This window comes from Candidatus Gastranaerophilales bacterium (genome assembly GCA_028696075.1).
In the GTDB taxonomy this organism is placed as follows: domain Bacteria; phylum Cyanobacteriota; class Vampirovibrionia; order Gastranaerophilales; family JAILCC01; genus JAQVHS01.
This window is the reverse complement of the sequence record JAQVHS010000008.1, coordinates 1-17,938: the sequence shown is the minus strand read 5'-3', so window position 1 is coordinate 17,938 and position 17,938 is coordinate 1. Positions and strand designations below refer to the sequence as shown.

At 36.9% G+C, this 17,938-nt stretch carries 18 protein-coding genes; 6 read left to right on the top strand and 12 right to left on the bottom strand.

The features are described from left to right. Positions 1–25: 25 nt before the first annotated feature. From PHX18_06230 to PHX18_06205, 6 genes are all read left to right on the top strand, one after another. Positions 26–604: a tetratricopeptide repeat protein gene (locus PHX18_06230; protein ID MDD3594206.1), complete on the top strand. Its 579-nt coding sequence runs from the start codon at positions 26–28 to the stop codon at positions 602–604. Positions 605–692: 88 nt separating this feature from the next. Beyond that, the gene (locus PHX18_06225) at positions 693–1,148 is read left to right on the top strand and encodes a hypothetical protein (GenBank protein MDD3594205.1); all 456 of its coding nucleotides are present in this window, start codon (positions 693–695) and stop codon (positions 1,146–1,148) included. 118 nt (positions 1,149–1,266) lie between these two features. Next, a complete protein-coding gene (locus tag PHX18_06220; protein MDD3594204.1) occupies positions 1,267–2,208 on the top strand; it encodes a sugar kinase in 942 nt (313 codons plus the stop codon). Continuing rightward, a complete protein-coding gene (csaB, locus tag PHX18_06215) occupies positions 2,205–4,010 on the top strand; it encodes a polysaccharide pyruvyl transferase CsaB (GenBank protein ID MDD3594203.1) in 1,806 nt (601 codons plus the stop codon). The genes PHX18_06220 and csaB overlap by 4 nt, the downstream gene beginning before the upstream one ends. After that, positions 4,011–4,871: a transketolase gene (locus tag PHX18_06210; GenBank protein MDD3594202.1), complete on the top strand. Its 861-nt coding sequence runs from the start codon at positions 4,011–4,013 to the stop codon at positions 4,869–4,871. Next, complete coding sequence (locus PHX18_06205) at positions 4,871–5,818, top strand: transketolase family protein (GenBank protein MDD3594201.1); 948 nt, start codon at positions 4,871–4,873, stop codon at positions 5,816–5,818. Before PHX18_06210 ends, PHX18_06205 begins: the two co-directional genes overlap by 1 nt. 69 nt (positions 5,819–5,887) lie before the next feature. Here PHX18_06205 and PHX18_06200 read toward each other — a convergent pair whose 3' ends face one another. From PHX18_06200 to infB, 12 genes are all read right to left on the bottom strand, one after another. Beyond that, positions 5,888–6,772, bottom strand: coding sequence for a tetratricopeptide repeat protein (locus PHX18_06200; GenBank protein MDD3594200.1), 885 nt, complete (start codon positions 6,770–6,772; stop codon positions 5,888–5,890). A gap of 4 nt (positions 6,773–6,776) precedes the next feature. Then, complete coding sequence (locus PHX18_06195; GenBank protein MDD3594199.1) at positions 6,777–7,742, bottom strand: acetyl-CoA carboxylase carboxyltransferase subunit alpha; 966 nt, start codon at positions 7,740–7,742, stop codon at positions 6,777–6,779. 15 nt (positions 7,743–7,757) lie between these two features. Continuing rightward, the gene (gene accD / locus PHX18_06190; protein ID MDD3594198.1) at positions 7,758–8,624 is read right to left on the bottom strand and encodes an acetyl-CoA carboxylase, carboxyltransferase subunit beta; all 867 of its coding nucleotides are present in this window, start codon (positions 8,622–8,624) and stop codon (positions 7,758–7,760) included. A gap of 10 nt (positions 8,625–8,634) precedes the next feature. Next, positions 8,635–10,464 carry a hypothetical protein gene (locus PHX18_06185; GenBank protein ID MDD3594197.1) on the bottom strand — a complete coding sequence of 610 codons (1,830 nt, stop codon included), beginning with the start codon at positions 10,462–10,464 and terminating at the stop codon, positions 8,635–8,637. Between the two features lie 62 nt (positions 10,465–10,526). Next, entirely contained in the window at positions 10,527–11,822 is a 1,296-nt protein-coding gene (locus PHX18_06180; GenBank protein ID MDD3594196.1) for a DUF512 domain-containing protein, read from the bottom strand. Between the two features lie 14 nt (positions 11,823–11,836). Beyond that, positions 11,837–12,088, bottom strand: a complete 252-nt coding sequence (locus PHX18_06175; GenBank protein MDD3594195.1) for a hypothetical protein — start codon at positions 12,086–12,088, stop codon at positions 11,837–11,839. Then, positions 12,088–12,702 (bottom strand): GerMN domain-containing protein, encoded by a 615-nt coding sequence (locus PHX18_06170; protein MDD3594194.1) that lies wholly within the window; start codon positions 12,700–12,702, stop codon positions 12,088–12,090. Before PHX18_06170 ends, PHX18_06175 begins: the two co-directional genes overlap by 1 nt. A gap of 9 nt (positions 12,703–12,711) precedes the next feature. Further along, positions 12,712–13,569 carry a hypothetical protein gene (locus tag PHX18_06165; protein ID MDD3594193.1) on the bottom strand — a complete coding sequence of 286 codons (858 nt, stop codon included), beginning with the start codon at positions 13,567–13,569 and terminating at the stop codon, positions 12,712–12,714. 10 nt (positions 13,570–13,579) lie between these two features. Beyond that, complete coding sequence (gene truB / locus PHX18_06160; protein ID MDD3594192.1) at positions 13,580–14,449, bottom strand: tRNA pseudouridine(55) synthase TruB; 870 nt, start codon at positions 14,447–14,449, stop codon at positions 13,580–13,582. Positions 14,450–14,469: 20 nt separating this feature from the next. Further along, positions 14,470–14,820 carry a 30S ribosome-binding factor RbfA gene (gene rbfA / locus PHX18_06155; GenBank protein MDD3594191.1) on the bottom strand — a complete coding sequence of 117 codons (351 nt, stop codon included), beginning with the start codon at positions 14,818–14,820 and terminating at the stop codon, positions 14,470–14,472. A gap of 10 nt (positions 14,821–14,830) precedes the next feature. Further along, positions 14,831–15,451 carry a hypothetical protein gene (locus tag PHX18_06150; GenBank protein ID MDD3594190.1) on the bottom strand — a complete coding sequence of 207 codons (621 nt, stop codon included), beginning with the start codon at positions 15,449–15,451 and terminating at the stop codon, positions 14,831–14,833. 99 nt (positions 15,452–15,550) lie between these two features. Next, positions 15,551–17,938 (bottom strand): translation initiation factor IF-2 (infB, locus tag PHX18_06145; GenBank protein ID MDD3594189.1); only part of this gene is annotated, 2,388 nt, incomplete at its 5' end.

Here is a 17,938-nt window from a genome sequence, read left to right as displayed (position 1 = left end):
TTTTATATTATGTTATAATCCTGATATGAAAAATATTTTTAAACTGATTATCACAATTTTAATAATTTTTGCAATTCCTTCCTATGGAATATGCCAAACTGCTTCTGATATCAGAATGCTTAAATCCAAAGGCATCAGCGCTTATAAAGAACAAAAATATCAGGAAGCGGTAAAATACCTGGTTTCAATACCTGATGAAAAACAGGATTATACGACTGTTTTACTTCTGGCAAACAGTTTTGAATGTCTTGGTAACTCAAAGGCAGCTATAATCCTGCTTGAAAATCAGGATAAAAAAGATAAAAAAAATTATCGTGCTTTTTATAATTTAGGCAACATTTACCAAAAAGAAAAATATTATCGCGACAGCATAGAGGCTTACCAAAGAAGTATTAAATTGAGAGGAAATTTTCCTGAAGCGTACTATAACCTGAGTATCAGCTATTTTAAAATAGGCGAATATCAAAAAGCAGCTAAAATACTTGAACAAGGTATAAAATTCAGCCCTAAAAATATAAAAAATTACTACTATAACCTTGGTGTATGCTTAGAAACCGCAGGCAAAGCCAAGGAGGCTAAAAAATATTTTGAGCTGGCAGAATAATTCTTCTCATTTATAATAAATTGTAATTTTTCAATTGATATTGTATAATTACAGAGTTCAAATCCATAAATTTAATAGGAGAATAATAATGAAAAAAGCACTTTTAACACTCACAATATGTTCGGTATTATTAATATCAACAGGCTGTTTAAAAAAAGCTAACGAGCCGCAAATACCCAAATCCATAACTGTTTATCAACAATTAAATTTAACTATGGAGCAGCAAAGCAAGCTTAAGGACATCAGAGAAAGACAAAGAATTAAAACCGATGAATTAAGACAAGAACTTGATAAAAAGAGAAATGTGCTTTTACAAAATAACGTGGATGTTGCAAAAATGCCGGAAGCTGACAGAAAAAAAGCAATGGAAGAGTTAAGAAAACAGTCTGAAGCAATGCGAAATGAACTGATGGAGTTAAGAAATCAATATGATAAAGAATTTTTAGGTATTCTTGACAAAAGGCAGGAAAAAATCTACAAAAAATATCTTGAAGAGCGTAATAACGAAATGAAAGAAATTATTAAAAACGCGCAAAAAAAATAATTTAAAAAGATTTTAAACTAAAGAGTTAGTCTTAGACTAACTCTTTAGTTTTACAAAGGTTTGACCAAAATGCAGGTCTATGCTAAAAATTAATATGAGTAAAAAATTCAGGTAATATATGAGCGAATTAATTGATATTGTGTGTATAGGGGAAAGTTTAGTAGAGTTATCTTCCAACGAAAGTCTTACGTACGCTGACACACTAAATAAATATTTTGGCGGTGATACAATGACAACCGCGGTAGCTGCTTCAAGATTAGGTTCAAAAGTAGGCTATGTAACGTTAGTAGGCAATGATTATTTAAAAGATTTTCTTTTAGACGCCTGGAACTGTGAAAACCTTGATTTAAGCCAGGTAAAGCTCTCCAAAGGTTATAACGGATTATACTTTATTTCACGTTTAAAAGACGGTGCGAAAGAATTTGCATATTACCGTAAAAAATCAGCCGCAACTTGTTTATCCGAAGCAAATATTTCAAAAGAATATATCCAAAACTCCCAAATTGTATATTCAACGGGAATAACCCAATCACTTTCATTATGCGCAAGAGAAGCTGTGAAAACCGCGTTTCAGGCTGCAAAAATAAATGAAAAACAAGTGGCATACGATATAAATTATACCCCGGGACTTTGGGACGAAGAAGAAGCAAAAGAAGCATTTGAAGAAGTTTTGCCATACATTGACATTTTGTTTGTAAGTTTGGAGCATGACATTAAAAAACTATATTCTCTATGCTCGTCTGAATTGGCGGCTCAATACCTTGCCGACAAAGGCGTATCAATAGTAGTCATAAGAGAACGCGACGGCAGCGTTTTTATAGCGTATAACGGGGAAACTGTTTTAATTCCGTCATTAGAACATCAACCTGTCGATACAACGGGCTCCGGCGACGCTTTTAACGGCGGATTTATGCACGGGCTTCTGGAAGGGTTCAGCCCGTTTGAAAGCGCAAGATTAGCCAGCGTAGTAACTTCCTTTCAGGTAATGGGTATCGGCGCCATAAAATCTATTCCTTACAAAGAAGAAGTTTATAACAAATTTAAGAGCATAACTCAATGACAAAATTCTTACTCACGGGGTATTTTGGGTTCGGGAATTTTGGTGATGAAGCTATTTTAAAATGCGCTGCAGATATTTTGAATGAAAATTTTGCAAACCCTGAAATAACCGTCGCAACAAACGATGAAGCCCTGACAAAAACGCAGTTTAAACATGAAAATAATATTAAAACCGTCCAAAGATTTAACCTTACCGAGCTTATAAAAGAATTGCAAAACACGGACTGTCTGATATTTGGCGGCGGAAGTATTTTGCAGGATGCTACCAGTTTAAAAAGTCTTCTTTATTATTTGTTTTTGATTTATACGGCAAAATTTTTCGGTAAAAAAGTTGTACTCCTATCGCAAGGTATAGGTCCCATAAATAACCCCATAGGTAAACGGCTCTGTTTTGATTTATTGAAAAAAGTTGATTTAATAACGGTTCGTGATAAGCGAAGCAAAGCTTTGCTTGATAAATACAACATAAAGTCCGAACTTACCGCGGATTTAGTATGGGGAATGAACTTAGAGCAAGTATCTAAGGTCATTGGCACGAAAAAAACCATAGGTATTCAGCTTCGCAAATGGAAATCATTGACCGACAAAAAAATCGATGCGCTTGCCAAAATTATTGCTGAAACGTTTAATTCCGAAAATTACAATTTTAAAATAATTCCGCTGCAAGAAGATTTTGATAAAGAAATTTGTAATAAATTTTTATCGGATTTAAAAAAATACAGCAGTAATACCGAGGTTGAACTTTTTGATTACAGCGATATAAACTCTGCAATAAATTTATTCCAAACGCTGGATTATCTTATAGCAGTGAGATTTCATGCCGGTATAATTGCTAACAAGTTTGGCATTCCTACTCTTATGCTATCTTATGACCCTAAAGTAGAGGAATTTTGCAGCGAAACTTCGACCCTGACGGCAGACATAAACAATTTTACCATTCCCGAATTGACAACAAAACTGCAATTGCTGAGAAATGGAGAAACCCGGCAAACTTATTATCAGGCGCAAATATACGAGAATAAAAATATAGACATGCTAAAAAGTTTATTTAAAGCAGAACAAATGAAAAGAGCCTGCTTGTTAAATACACCTGTGGATTTGGTCAATATGCAAAGCGCCATTGACTTTTTGGTAAACCGTTTGAAGAATAAAACCGCAACGCAGGTTGTTACGCTTAACCCTGAAATGATATCAAAATCCTGCAATGATGAAGCTCTGTCAAAACTTATGAAAGAGGCTGATTTAATTGTACCGGACGGTATCGGGGTTGTTTTGGGGCTGAAATTTTTAGGCGTTAAGTCAACGAGAGTTGCAGGGATTGAGCTTGCATACAACCTTTTAAAATTAGCCGCTCAAAAAGGCTATACTGTTGGATTTTTGGGCGCTGATGAGGATACTTTGCAAAAAGCGATAAAAGAACTTCAAAAAGATTTTCCCGAATTAAAAATAGTATTTGCAAGAAACGGATATTTCAAGCAGGAAGAAGAAAACAATATTTTAAATGATTTAATAGCCGCAAAACCTGATATGCTGTTAGTAGGAATAGGTTTCCCGAAACAAGAAAAATTAATACAGTACTTCAAAAAATCATTAAATCATACTATAATGATTGGTGTGGGCGGAAGTTTTGATGTTTGGTCAAAAAAACTCAAACGAGCTCCCGTAATATACCAAAAAATGGGTTTGGAATGGTTTTACAGATTATTGTGTCAGCCTCAAAGATTTAACCGTATTTTTCCGGTTATTCCGTTGTTCTTCTTAAAAATTATATCCAACCGCAGTTTAAGCAGAAAAGAGTATTAAATGTTAAAAACCCAACTTACTACCGAAGAGATAAAAGAACTGGAAAAAGCTGCCAATAACGCCCGTATTTCCGTTTTAAAAATGATTCATAACGCCAAATCAGGACATCTGGGCGGAAGTTTTAGCGCGGTGGAAATAATTTTAACACTTTATAAAAAAATTCTGCATCATAATAATAAATGGACTGAAAGCCCTAATTTTCAAAACCGCGACCGTTTTGTATTATCAAAAGGACATGCGGCTCCTATTTTGTACCATATTTTGGCAGAAGAAGGCTACTTCGATAAATCGGAACTGATGACCTTAAGACAGGTAGGTTCAAACCTCCAGGGGCATCCCTGCTGTCTGAAAGTAAACGGCGTCGACATATCTACAGGTTCGTTGGGACAAGGCTTATCAATCGCCTGCGGCATGGCGTTAGGCTTGAGGCTTAACCAAAGCAATGCTTTTGTTTATGTTTATATGGGAGATGGGGAGCTTCAAGAAGGACAGGTTTATGAAGGAATGATGAGCGCTGCCCATAAAAAGCTCGGAAGATTAATCGCTATTGTAGACAGAAATTGCTACCAAATTGACGGGCATACGGAATGCGTCAAATCAGTTGACCCGATAGATAAAAAATTTGAAAGTTTCGGCTGGCAGGTTTTAAACATTAACGGTCATAATATTAAAGAAATTTTTAATGCTTTTCAGGAAGCAAAAATCCTCGGAGTGCAAAACCAAAAACCTGTTGTTATCATAGCGGATACGGTTAAAGGAAAAGGCGTTTCTTTTATGGAAAACACCTGCTCATGGCATGGCAAAGCGCCTTGTGATGAAGAATTTGAAACAGCATTGAAAGAATTGGAGGGTCGCAGCTAATGAGTTTAAAAAAAGGCGAAGTAACCGCTCTTAGAAAAATATACGGCGAAACCCTCGCGGAACTTGGTAAAACAAGAGAAGATATTGTTGTAGTTGACGCGGATTTATCACACTCTACAATGACAATGCTCTTCCAAAAAGCCTGTCCTGACAGATTTTTTAACGCGGGAATAGCTGAACAAGATGCAATAGGTCTGGCATGCGGTTTATCTACATGCAATAAAACAGCATTTGTAAGTACATTTGCGATCTTTGCAACCGGCAGGGCTTATGACCAGGTGAGAAATACTCTGGCTTACAGCTACTGTAACGTAAAAATCGTAGCAACCCATGCCGGTATTACGGTAGGTGAGGACGGTGCAACCCATCAGGCATTGGAAGATGTGGCGCTTATGCGGGCAGTACCGGGGATGGAAATATTCGTACCTTGCGACGGAGTTGAAACAAAAGCCGTTATCAAATATGTAAGTGAAACCAAAAAACCGACATACGTCAGACTCCCAAGAACTAACCTGCCGACTCTGTTTGATGAAGAAGAATATCAATTTAACCCTTATGAAGCAAAAATTCTAAAAGACGGCAGCGATTTAACCATCATTACAAACGGTGAAACCACTATTGAATGTTTAAATGCAGCGGAAATGCTTATGCAAAAAGGCATAAATGCGCAGGTTATTAACATGCACTGCATAAAACCGCTCGACTGTGAAATCGTTATTAAAGCCGCTAAAAAAACAAATAAAATATTTACCGTTGAAAACCATTCAATAATAGGCGGATTGGGAAGCGCTGTTTGTGAATGTTTAAGCGAGAATTATCCTGCCAAAGTCCACCGTATCGGCATTAACGATGAATTTGCCCAAAGCGGACCCCAACGTGAACTGATGAAGTTTTACAAGCTTTGCGGCGAAGATATTTGCGAAACGATACTTAATTTTAATAAATGAATAGATTAAAAATTGTTCTTCTTCGTCAATTATTCACGGCGTGGTCAAAAAAATTAATTGACAGGTTTTTTAGCCGGCGGCATTCTTGTTTTTTAGACGGCGGCATTCTTTAATAAGTTTTCTGGTATCAGCTTTAAAATTTTTGTCTAACTGTCCTGCTTTTTTAAAGTGAGCCGCTGCCTCGTCATATTTTCCCATTGCCTGTAATGTTTGCGCATAATGAAAGTAAATTTCGCCTATATTAGGGTCAATAAAAACAGCTTTCTCGTAGTAGTCTTTTGCCTTCTCATACTGTTTTAAACCCGCATAAACAAAAGCCAAACTGTCCAAAGACTGTGCGTTTTCCTCTTTATCCATCACAACGGCTTTTTCGCAATAAGGCAGTGCTTCTTCATATTGTCCTAAAGTCGCCAGCGAAAAGCAGTAGTTATTGTAAGCGCTTGAGAATTCCGGATTGAATTTTAAAGATTTTTTAAAATAAGGCAAAGCCTCTTCCAATCGGTCATTTTCAACCAATATAACCCCTGTATCATAAAAAATATCATATTCAAAAGGAGAGAGTTTTGTTGCCTGAATTGCCAATGGTGCAGCTTGTTTTAAACGTTTTTGATTGAGTAAAAATACAGCATAGCTGTAATAAATTTTGCCGTCATCAGGCGACATAGCTATTGCTTTTTTATAAAACCGCTCTGCCAGTCTTTTGTTGCCCAGCCCCTCATAAATAATTGCCAAATAATAGTTGGCATAAACATCCTCGGGGTTATAGCGCAAAATAGTATAAAATTCTTTCGCAGCGCTGTAGATATTGCCATGCGCAACAAAAGCAAGTGCAATTGTATGGTTTATCTGGGTAAAATTTTTATCCGGAGCATCCAAAACTAAAGTCGGAAAAGCGTTTACCCCTTGTACAAGAGATACAAACACAACTATAGAGGCTATTAATCGTTTAATCATAGTTTTACCTTAAAGTAAAAACACCTTGTGAGCGGAATTTATTATAGCGGTCTTCTTTAAGCTTTTTGGGGTTGAGTTTGGACAATTCTTTAACTGCCTGAAGGATTTGGGCTTTTAAAGTATCGCTCATTGAAGAATGGTTATAATGTGCGCCGCCTAAAGGTTCTTTGATTATACCATCAACGACCTTAAGATTTAATAAGTCATCAGAAGTAATTTTCAGAGCGTTAGCTGCATCGTTAGCCCTTGTCGCATCATGCCAAAGGATTGAAGCGCAGCCTTCAGGCGAAATAACTGTATAGTAGGCATGTTCAAAAATATAGACTTTATTCGCAACAGCAAGCCCTAACGCTCCGCCGCTGCAGCCTTCGCCCGTAATTATTGCGATAACAGGTACATTAAGCTTTGCCATTTCACGCAAATTTTCGGCAATTGCAATACCTTGTCCGGTTTCTTCCGCTTTAACCCCGGGGTATGCTCCCGGTGTATCAATCAGGGTAATTATCGGAAGGTTAAACCTGTCGGCATGGTAAAATAAACGAAGCGCTTTGCGATAACCTTCGGGATGAGGCATTCCAAAGTTATATTCAAGGTTTTCTTTAGTGGTTTTGCCTTTTTGAGTGCCTATAAGCATCACCGGCACGTTATCTATTTTAGCCACCCCGCCTATAATAGACCTGTCATCAGCCCCTGCCCTGTCGCCATGTAATTCTATCCAATCGGTAGTCATTAATTGAACAAAGTCCAAAAAAGACGGACGCATAGGATGTCTTGCTATTTGCATACGTTCAAACGGCTTTAAATTATTGTACAGGTTTGCTTTAAATTCCTGTGCCTGTTTTGTGAGTGTGTCTATTTGAGATGACAAATCTATGTTGGATTCATTGCTCAATTCTTTTAGCTCCTGAATTTTTCCTTCTATGTCGTAAATCGGTTTTTCAAACGGCAAATGCGTTATATTTTTGCTCATAATCTCTTCCTCTTTTTATTTATGGGTATGAATAGCGATAAGATTTGAAATTCTGTCTTTCAACTCTTCTCTTGAACAAATCATGTCTACCTGTCCAAACTTGAGCAGATACTCTGCTGTCTGGAAATCTGAAGGAAGCTTTTGCCTTATAGTTTGTTCTATTACCCTTCTGCCCGCAAAACCTATCCTTGCACCCTGCTCTGCTATAATTATGTCGCCAAGCGTACCAAAACTGGCTGTTACTCCGCCAAAAGTAGGCTCTGTTAAAACCGTCATATACAACAGTTTTTCGTCATTCATCCTCGCTATAGCGCAGCTTGTTTTTGCCATCTGCATAAGACTTAATATGCTCTCCTGCATTCTTGCTCCGCCTGAAGAGGTGAATATAATTACAGGTAATTTTTTATCTATACAGGCTTCAATTAAGCGTGTGATTTTCTCACCCACAACAGAACCCATGGAACCGCCCATATATTCAAAATCCATAATGCCAAGACCTGTCTTAGCGCCGTTTATGCTGCAAAATCCTGTTATTACGGCTTCGTTTAAACAGGTTTTTTTCTGTGCATCTTCCTGCCTTTGGGGATACGGTAGCGTATCAACAAAATTTAAAGGGTCGGCAGGAAACATATTTAAGTTTATTTCTTCAAATGTTTCCGGATCAGCTATTTGACAAAGCCTTTGTTTTGCATTAATTCTGAAATGGTAGCCGCATCTTGTACATACCATCAGGTTTTCTTCAATATCTTTTGTCGGGATGCTTGTATTGCAATTGAAACATTTTGTCCACAATTTGCATACATCATCGTTAATATTAGCACATGTTTGTTGCATGCTGGATTTTTGTGTTCGTTTGGTTTGTAGCCATTCTTTAATACCCATGAATTTTTCCTTATAACTTTACTTTTTTATTATCTTTTTTCTTGGCAGGTTCTGATGTAACATCAAAATCAATAACCTTCATTCTATCAAATTCAATTACTGATTTTTTAGCGCCAAGCAGCATATCAACACCAAAAGCGCTTGTATTTCTTACAGTGTCAAACCCCATTCTGATTTTTATATCCTCTGTACCTATCGCAGCGAGGATTTGGTTTTCTGTCAGCCAATCTCCTTCAAAGCTCTTATCGCCGATATTAATCGACCCAATGTAACCTAATGAAATATATTTATTCAAATATACTTGTCCTCTAAGCATAACATTATTTCTGCCGTATCTGTATTTGTCAAACCAAAATGGCGATTCATTTAAAGTTGCACCCGAAAAATAGGTTGCCTCAAGGAATAACGGTCCCAAATTTGAATAAATTCTCGGACCTATCCTTGCAGTACCGGCTACCACGCCTGTTTGATATATAGAAATATCATGCTGATACCTGTATCCAAGCATTAAATATCGTTGCCAATTCCACAACGGAGCCCGGTTAAATCCGTCTATCATCCATTTGTATCTTATAGTGGATAAGGGCGAACCATGGTCCATAACATCCTGAAATAAGCCTACAGACGCTCTGTTAAATGCCATAAAGTTGGCTTCGGGAACATTGATATTCTTGTCATAAACAAATTCAGCGCCCATATTAGGCATTTGACCGCCCATCCAGCCGGTCGGAATATAATCGTTAACAGCGTAAGTCAGCCTGAAAGAATCATTGAATTTATAATCACCGCTAATCAACAAATTACCCGTGGCTGTAGAATACATCATATTAGTTTTACTCTTCGGCGTTGATAATCTGGCAAAACCGCCGACACCGAACTTATTATCCGTACTCAAAGACGCCAGCGGCGCAATTTTTAATGTTCCGGCGTTTGGCAAAGGCGTCACGACCGCCGGTGCAATAAATGTACCGATTCTTGGTCTTGAACCCATTTCGATAAAATTTGTTTCTATGTAATTGGTATCTTTATCGGTAGATAAAAGAATATTCGGTGCATAACCTATTTTATACTTGCCTTTGTATAAACTGGCATCTTTTAAAGTAATATCTGTTCTGTCCTGTTGACGCTTTATAATCATTTCTTTTGTAATAATTTTATATCTGCTGTTGCCTTCTGTAGCCAGTTTAGGGTCAAAAAACAATTCAGGGCGCATGCCGCCAAAAGTACTGGTTGATAAAATCATGCTGTTGCTTTTATTTAAAACAGCATCACCTTCGTATGCAAACGTTTCATTGGCGTATAAATTTGCGGTTTTGGCATTAATAATGATTTCTTCATAGTATAAAATCGGTCTTTTTAAAAATGAGGTTTCACGTTTTGTATCGATTTTTATATAATCACCGTACATTGTGCCGTCATCCTGAACTATTTTTACGTTTCCTATTCCTATTAAGGAATAAGCTCTTTGGTCAATAATAATTTCATTGGCGGTCATTCTAAAGCGTTCTTCGGGGATAATAAGTTCCGCATTACCTTTGGCAATATACTGATTAATTTCGGGATAAAAATCTACCGTATCGCTAATGAGCTTGAGTTTTTTGGCTGTTTTAGATTTATCTTCCAGCGCTACTTCATCTTTTGTAACTTCGGTCTTAATAACACCATCTGAGGGCATGTTATCATAGTCAAAAATACTGTATTTGGGTGCGGAAGAATCCGTATAAGTCTTCTTGGTTTCCTGCAATGCATAAGCAGGACGCACTATAAAGGCCAATATAAAAATTGACATTAAAACGGTAAAGATTTTTTTATTAGATTTAAAATTAAGTTCTTTATTCATAACAACATTAAATAATAAGTAAGGTCATTTGGCTAGCAAAATTTACAAAAAGTTGCAAGGTATTAACTTTGTTTTTGCTTAATGATATCCACGATTTCTTTTGTACTGTAGCAGTCTTGTATTACATAAACGGATTTGTTTAAAGCCCGTTCAAGTCCACTCAGCGTAACGCCGTCCAAAAACTCATTTGTATAATCCCGCAGCATAACGGAAGGTATCATTACAAAGTAATCCTTCAAATCTGTCTGCTTCATGGTATCGAGCAAGTCCTTCCCCGTAATCAGTCCGGTTACGGTGATATTCTCACCCCAAAATTTACTTTTTACGGCAATTATTTGGAGTTCAACATTTTCAATTTTATTAACTTCACCGGCAATAATATTCATGGTGCTAAAGGCGCTTTCGCCGGTAAAAATCATCATTTTCTTAGGTTCTGATATTTTTTTAGGAAGTTTACGTTTATAAAAATCATCAAGCAAAATACGGCAGGCGCCGACCCCGTCCTCAAGCTGCGAATAACTGTTATAATAACGGCTTTTGGGGAAAGGAAGCTTTGCAAAGAGGTAAAATTCATCGGAACAGCTCACGAGTGGTTTTTGCATTTTTTCATTAAACTCATCCACGATTTCAATGGTTTCTTTGGCCTTTTTAGGGGTAACTTTTACTAACTTGGAGTCTTTGCGGAATTTTGTAATTCCTACAGGCACGATTGCAACCGATTGCAGCAGTTTTAATTTAGACAAATCTCCAAGCGTCCGCCGAAGCTCATCACCGTCATTGTACGAAGGACATAAAACTATTTGTGTATGAAAGGGGATTTCAAGGTTATTAAGCCATTTTAATCTGTCCAAAATATCGCCGGCACGTTTGTTTTGAAGCATTTTTATACGCAGTTCGGGGTTGGTTGTATGTACAGATACAAAGAGCGGTCCTAACCTGAGTTTTTCTATGCGTTCTATATCGTTTTTTGTAAGGTTGGTCAGCGTAACGTACGTTCCCTGCAAATAAGAAAGGCGATAGTCGTCATCTTTAATATAGAGAGTTTTGCGCAAACCTTCGGGCTGCTGGTCTACAAAGCAGAATATACACTTGTTGGCACAGGGTTTGATTTTATCAAATACCGCACTTTCAAAAACAACACCCAAAGTATCGTCAAAATCTTTTTCTATTTCAATAATTTCTTCTTCGCCGTTCTTTTTTTTAATATGAAGTTCGATTTCTTCGCTGCAAATTAAAAATTCGTATTGGATGTAGTCTAGAAGGGTTTCACCGTTCACAGCCAAAATCTCATCGCCTTCTTTTAGCCCGATATCCATTGCGATAGTGTTATTTTCGACTTGTTTAATTTTTGCACCCATAATTTTTTTCCGTATTAATCTTCGGGGAATTCGCCGGGGTTAGGTATAGGATCATCAAATTCCAACATCACTTTTAACATTAAACGCAGCTGTTTTTTATAATTTTCAAGCGCAAATTCTTTTGTCTTGGCGCAAAATGCAAAACTTTCAAACTCTTTTATCTGAATATAATGGTAAGGCTTGCCTTCAAAGTCCAAATCTTCGCCAAATTCCAGCGTCCATGGCAGGCTTGTATAATATTCGAGCTTTTGTTCAAAATCTTCCATTACTGCAAATTCCCGGCTAAAGGCTGTTTGATTATAATACCTTCGCCGCCTATTACTTCTACCCGTTTGCCGTTGATTTCAAGGTAAACATCTTTGCCGCCGGAAGCTTTGGTCGCCGTTTCCACCAGTTGTTTCACCCTTGCTTTCATACTGTCTGCCCCGCCTCCGTATTCAAAATCCTCAGAAATATTTATTGTATATGAATTAGCATCTTTTTTTATTCCTAAAAGCTTTGTTTCTTTCGGAATTTCAGAGTAAACTCCGGAAATTTTTTCAAAAGTATTGGCTCCGCTGAACAATTCTTTCATAGCCCTTTCAAATTCATCTTCATCGGGGTTTATATTTTTTGTTGTTTTAATATACTTGGGGTTGCCGTTTTCAATTTTTAATAAGGTAATTTCAACGGTATTGTCTTTCTTTTCAGGTTTTGTTTCTTCTTCGGCAGGCTGCTGCGATTTTTCGGGAAATTGCTTTTTATTTTCAATCAGAGAACCCGTTATTTTATCAATATTAAAATCTTCAAGCGCTGTTAAATCAAATTTGTCTTTGGCTATAAAGCCTATAACAAGAAATAAAGTACAAATTGTTAAAACCCAAAAAATAAATCTTACCATTTTTTCTCCTTAACTTTTTTTCAAAAATGCAACACCGTCAAGGATAATTGTACCATTTTCAATTTTAACGGTTTTAAGATTAAGCATACATCCTTTGTCTTCTATAATACCCAAAGCGAATTCAAGCGGATTAATCAGGTTAATAAAGTATTTTAAAGGACTAATGTTAATTTTAACGGAGCCTGTGCCGATAATCAGATTGTTAAACACTATTCTGTTATCAATAATTTCTAAATCAGCGTGCGCCGCAAGAATAAATGACCTGATAAAAGGAAGTTTGGCATTTACAAGAAAATTGAACTTGTTATCTTCTGTTGTAATCCTGGGGTTGCTTAATTCAAGTAACTGGGTTTCTTTATCTTTGAATTTCAGCTGCATGAAATGTTTTCTGTATTTAGTCGTTTTGATAATGTTATTCAAATCTTCTTTTGTGATTTTTGCATTAAACTCTATAACCATAGGTTCAAGGAGTTTTACCGGAGTTGATGTTAAATCAAGATGAATAAAATCACAAATAGTTTTCAAATTTAACTCGGATACAAAAATATCAAACGCTTTTAAGTTCTGTCCATGTAACGTAAAATACCTGAATTTTCCTTTTTTCGCATCAGTAGCGCTGAAAGAGCCGGCTTTAACTTTTATATCACCCTGAACAAACTTTGAGATTTCTTTTTTTAAAGTTGCTTCCGCCACGTTTCTTGCAACAAAATTCATACCAGACACACTTTGCAGTCCTCTGGAGAAAGTACCTGCCGTTTCATAAGGGGGCTTGGGGCAAAAATCCACATAAGATGTAACTTGTTTAGCAAACATTCTTGAGCAAGATAAAAATAAAACCAAAATTAAAATATATTTAAAAAATTTCATACTCTCATCCTTATATTAAGACTGTTTTAGGATATACCAAAGAATTTTTGACCTGAGCTATACCTATCAGTTTATCATTATACACCAATTTGATAAATTCATCTTCAAGAAATTTTGCACCCGCGCCAAAAGCTTGTCCTTTGGAAGTTTTGTCGTATTGTTCTTCATCAATAATTAATTCGCTTAAATCTACAACACTGCCTGGGTCAAGAATAAAATCAGCCGTATTTGCGGGAGTTAAATCATCCAGATTAACACTGTCTTCTATGGCTAAACCCGTGCTTTTTAAACGGATTAAATTCTCCATCATAGCGCCCGTACCAAGGTTCTGCCCTAAATCATGTATGATTGAGCGGACATAAACACCGCTCTCACAATCAAGCGTAAAAACTAAAAGAGGAAAATCCTTCTCTTGCTCAAGCAATTCTATATCATAAATTCTGTCTATTTTAACCTTTCTGGGTTCAATTTGAATATCGGTTTTACCTTGTCTTGCATATTCATAAAGCTTTTTGCCGTCAACTTTTATTGCTGAAAATACAGGCGGTATCTGCATAATTTCGCCTTCAAAAGCTTTAAGAATTTGTTTTATTTCATCTGAATTATATTTTGCGATAGTTTTGTTTATTATATTCCCTTCAATATCATAAGAGTCGGTCACTATGCCTAAACGGGCAAAAGCTTTATAAGACTTGTTGTTTTTAGCATATTGAATTAAGCGGGTTGCCTTGGAGATAAAAACAGGCAAAACACCCGACGCCAAAGGGTCTAATGTTCCCGAATGACCTATTTTTTTTATATTTAAAAGTTTACGCAGTTTTGCAACCACGCCAAACGATGTTATACCCTTAGGTTTGTTAATATTAATCACACCAAACATTTATCAAGCCATTATTCTGATTAAAGTTCACCTTTTGAGATTTTATCAATCAAAGCGCTGACCCTGCTGCCGCGCTCTAAAGAAATATCTTTTAAAAACTCTATTTTAGGGGTAAGGCGCAATCTCACTCTTTTGCCTATTTCGTAGCGAACCTGGGAAGCATGTTCTTTGAGAGCTTCCAATGATTGCTCCTGTTCCTCGGGGGTACCGTAAACACTTACATATATTTTAGCAATCGAATAATCTGTTGCAAGCTCTATGTCGGTTACGGATATTAATCCCTTAATTCTTCTGTCACGAACCTCTTTAAGGATAATATCTCCCACTTCTTTCATCATTGTTTTTCTTATTCTTTCCTGACGGTTGTTCATTTCTCTTCCTTTATAATTTAATAAACGCTTTTTTGTTGTCTTCCAACACGACATTCATTTGCATGATTTCTCTGTTTCTTTCTATTTCATTTATAAGAGAGGCAACATTAATACGCACTTTTTCATTTATTCTTTGATTAGAATTTTTTACATTGATATACTCATAAGCTGACAGGTTTAAAACAATAGATTTCATATACCCTTTCATTGTATTGGCAATATACAAAGTTTCTTTATTTTGTTCTTTAGGTAAAGGTAAATCATTTATTGTTGAAACATTTCTAAGACAAACGCTGTTTGTATAATCCTGCTCTGATTTCAAAATTTTTAACCTTTTTTCTTTTTTATCCATAAGCGCATTATGTTCCTTTATACAAATATCAGCCGTTTGGTACAAGTCATTTTCGTATTTCAGGTAATTTTCTTTTTGGGATTTAGAAGCATTTGTAAAAAACTGGGAATATTTTAAACTTTCATAAATAGCGATTATATTAACAAAAATTAAAAAACACGTAATCATAACAACCATTAAATTATGGTTAGAAAATTTAAAATGGTCAAAAGCCCAATCAGAATCTATAAACCTGATTATAAAAAAGCTGAAAATCATCACAAATGCAATTATATACATTTCCTGAAATAAAAATGTAAAACCGCTAAGCAAAAATATTAATGAAAAAAATTTCGTAAAATTATATACCGACTTGAACATCAGACCATATTTCCCTAGCTATACAAGAACTTTTCTTTCTATTTCTTGTGTGGTGAACATAATTATTATATCACCTTCTTTTAAATCATTGAATTTGTTAAACGAAATGCCGCACTCGTAACCGGCGTTAACTTCTTTTGCATCTTCCTTAAATCGTTTAAGCATATCCATATTGCCCTTGTAAAGCTGTTTACCGTCACGTTCTACTGCAGCGGTTTTATTTCTCACCATTTTACCTTCCAGAACGTAACATCCTGCTATCTTGTTGGTTTTGCCTATTGTAAATATCTGGCGAACCTCGGCTTTTCCGATTTCTATTTCTTTTAATTCAGGGTCTAACAGTCCAAGCATTGTTTTTTCGATATCTTCAAGAATTTCATAAATAATATCGTATTTTCTGATATCGACACCCTCTTGAGCTGCAATTCTTGCAGCGTTGGAATCTTCTTTGACGCTAAAGCCGATTATAATAGCATTACTTGCTGAAGCCAGCATAACATCGGCTTCTGAAATATCACCGACTGCGTTATGCACAACTTTTGTAAAAATTTGTTTTGATTGCAGCTGTTGAATGGAAGCACTGACAGCTTCCGCCGAACCATGGGTGTTAGCCTTAATAATAATATTAAGTTCGTGGGTTTCTTCCTGCTGCGCTTTGATTAAGTCTTTTTTAACCTGAGAAGGCGCAATAGCCTCTAATCTTGTTTCGCGCTCCTGGTCTTTTCGTTTGGCAACAATAGTTTTCATTTCTTTCTCGTTGTTAAGCACCTCAAACCTGTCGCCGGCCTGGGGAACTTCATTTAAGCCTAAAATTTCTACAGGGGTACTTGGTCCCGCTTTATCAATTTGTGAACCGTCATCGCTCAATAAGGCTCTTATTTTACCACCTACCGTACCTGCAACAATACAGTTGCCTTTTCTTAAAGTTCCGTTTTGCACAAGTAATGTTGCCAAAGGACCTTTGCCTTTATCAAGTTTTGCTTCTATAACAACACCTGTTGCGCTTACTGTAGAATCCCCTTTTAGTTCCTGCATTTCAGCAACAAGTAAAATATATTCCAAAAGCTCATCCAAACCCGTTGCCTGAATAGCGCTAACCTTACAGCAAATAGTCTCACCGCCCCATTCTTCAGGTACAAGTCCATGTTCCGTTAACTGGGTTAAAACTCTTTCAGGGTCAGCTCCTGCTTTATCAATTTTATTAACGGCAATAATTATAGGAACACCTGCTGCTTTGGCATGATTAATAGCTTCAATAGTTTGAGGCATAATACCGTCATCAGCCGCCACAACCAAAATAACTATATCCGTTACCTTCGCACCTCGGACTCTCATTGCCGTAAACGCTTCGTGTCCCGGAGTATCAATGAAAACTATCTTCTTTTCATTTATAAACGCTGTATATGCGCCAATAGATTGCGTGATACCGCCGACTTCCGTTGATACAATTTTATGTTTTGACGCTCTTATAGCATCTAAAAGAGTAGTTTTACCATGGTCCACGTGTCCCATAATAGTAACCACGGGCGGTCTTGATTTTAAATGCTTTGAGTTCAGGTTAACTTTAAATCTCTCTGCTTCTTTTTCCTGTTCACTGTTATCAACATAGGAACTGTCAAGAACAAGAATTTCAAACGCTTCGGCTACTTTTGTCGCAACTTCAACGTCTATGGTTTGATTGACGGTTGCTAAAATCCCCTGCATCATTAGTGTTCTTACAATTTCTGCCAAAGTTATGTTTGTTTTATCGGCAAATTCCGCAACTGTTAACGGTTTATCAATGATAACTTCGGTAACTTTTTTAGGAGCTTCTTCCTGAATTTTTTTCTTTTGTTTTTGTGATTGTTGAAGAAGTCTTGCCTGTTCTTCTTTTTCTTCTTTAGATTGTCCGAATTGTTTTGTGTCTTTTTTCTTTTCATGACGACCCGGCGTAACGCCGCGTTTTGCAAAAGGCGCACCCATCGTGTCTTGAGAAATAAACTGTCGTTTTATAGGCTGTTTGGAAGGCAACGCCCCTTTATTCTCGTTTGAACCCGAAGTATCAGGCTGTTTTCTGTCTTGATAAGGTTTTTGTCCCTGATAACCGCCTTGCCCGTCCTGGCGGGGAGGTCTGTTCGAATTAAAATCACGTCTTTGTCCCTGATAGCCGCCCTGTCCATCCTGACGAGGAGGTCTGTCCGGATTGAAATCGCGTCTTTGTCCCTGATAACCGCTTTGTCCGTCCTGGCGGGGAGGTCTGTTCGGATTAAAATCGCGTCTTTGTCCTTGATAGCCGCCTTGTCCGTCCTGGCGGGGAGGTCTGTCCGGATTGAATTCACGTCTTTGGCCCTGATAGCCGCTTTGTCCGTCCTGGCGGGGAGGTCTGTTCGGATTAAAATCGCGTCTTTGCCCTTGATAGCCGCCTTG

What these genes read in the sequence shown, in the direction of transcription:
- PHX18_06175 (MDD3594195.1), bottom strand. Translation starts at nt 12,088, where the DNA reads ATGGAAGATTTTGAACAAAAGCTCGAATATTATACAAGCCTGCCATGG.
- PHX18_06185 (MDD3594197.1), bottom strand. Translation starts at nt 10,464, where the DNA reads ATGAATAAAGAACTTAATTTTAAATCTAATAAAAAAATCTTTACCGTT.
- PHX18_06165 (MDD3594193.1), bottom strand. Translation starts at nt 13,569, where the DNA reads ATGAAATTTTTTAAATATATTTTAATTTTGGTTTTATTTTTATCTTGC.
- accD (MDD3594198.1), bottom strand. Translation starts at nt 8,624, where the DNA reads ATGGGTATTAAAGAATGGCTACAAACCAAACGAACACAAAAATCCAGC.
- PHX18_06225 (MDD3594205.1), top strand. Translation starts at nt 693, where the DNA reads ATGAAAAAAGCACTTTTAACACTCACAATATGTTCGGTATTATTAATA.
- PHX18_06200 (MDD3594200.1), bottom strand. Translation starts at nt 6,772, where the DNA reads ATGATTAAACGATTAATAGCCTCTATAGTTGTGTTTGTATCTCTTGTA.
- PHX18_06230 (MDD3594206.1), top strand. Translation starts at nt 26, where the DNA reads ATGAAAAATATTTTTAAACTGATTATCACAATTTTAATAATTTTTGCA.
- PHX18_06220 (MDD3594204.1), top strand. Translation starts at nt 1,267, where the DNA reads ATGAGCGAATTAATTGATATTGTGTGTATAGGGGAAAGTTTAGTAGAG.
- csaB (MDD3594203.1), top strand. Translation starts at nt 2,205, where the DNA reads ATGACAAAATTCTTACTCACGGGGTATTTTGGGTTCGGGAATTTTGGT.
- rbfA (MDD3594191.1), bottom strand. Translation starts at nt 14,820, where the DNA reads ATGAACAACCGTCAGGAAAGAATAAGAAAAACAATGATGAAAGAAGTG.
- PHX18_06170 (MDD3594194.1), bottom strand. Translation starts at nt 12,702, where the DNA reads ATGGTAAGATTTATTTTTTGGGTTTTAACAATTTGTACTTTATTTCTT.
- PHX18_06195 (MDD3594199.1), bottom strand. Translation starts at nt 7,742, where the DNA reads ATGAGCAAAAATATAACGCATTTGCCGTTTGAAAAACCGATTTACGAC.
- PHX18_06150 (MDD3594190.1), bottom strand. Translation starts at nt 15,451, where the DNA reads ATGTATATAATTGCATTTGTGATGATTTTCAGCTTTTTTATAATCAGG.
- truB (MDD3594192.1), bottom strand. Translation starts at nt 14,449, where the DNA reads ATGTTTGGTGTGATTAATATTAACAAACCTAAGGGTATAACATCGTTT.
- PHX18_06210 (MDD3594202.1), top strand. Translation starts at nt 4,011, where the DNA reads ATGTTAAAAACCCAACTTACTACCGAAGAGATAAAAGAACTGGAAAAA.
- PHX18_06180 (MDD3594196.1), bottom strand. Translation starts at nt 11,822, where the DNA reads ATGGGTGCAAAAATTAAACAAGTCGAAAATAACACTATCGCAATGGAT.
- PHX18_06205 (MDD3594201.1), top strand. Translation starts at nt 4,871, where the DNA reads ATGAGTTTAAAAAAAGGCGAAGTAACCGCTCTTAGAAAAATATACGGC.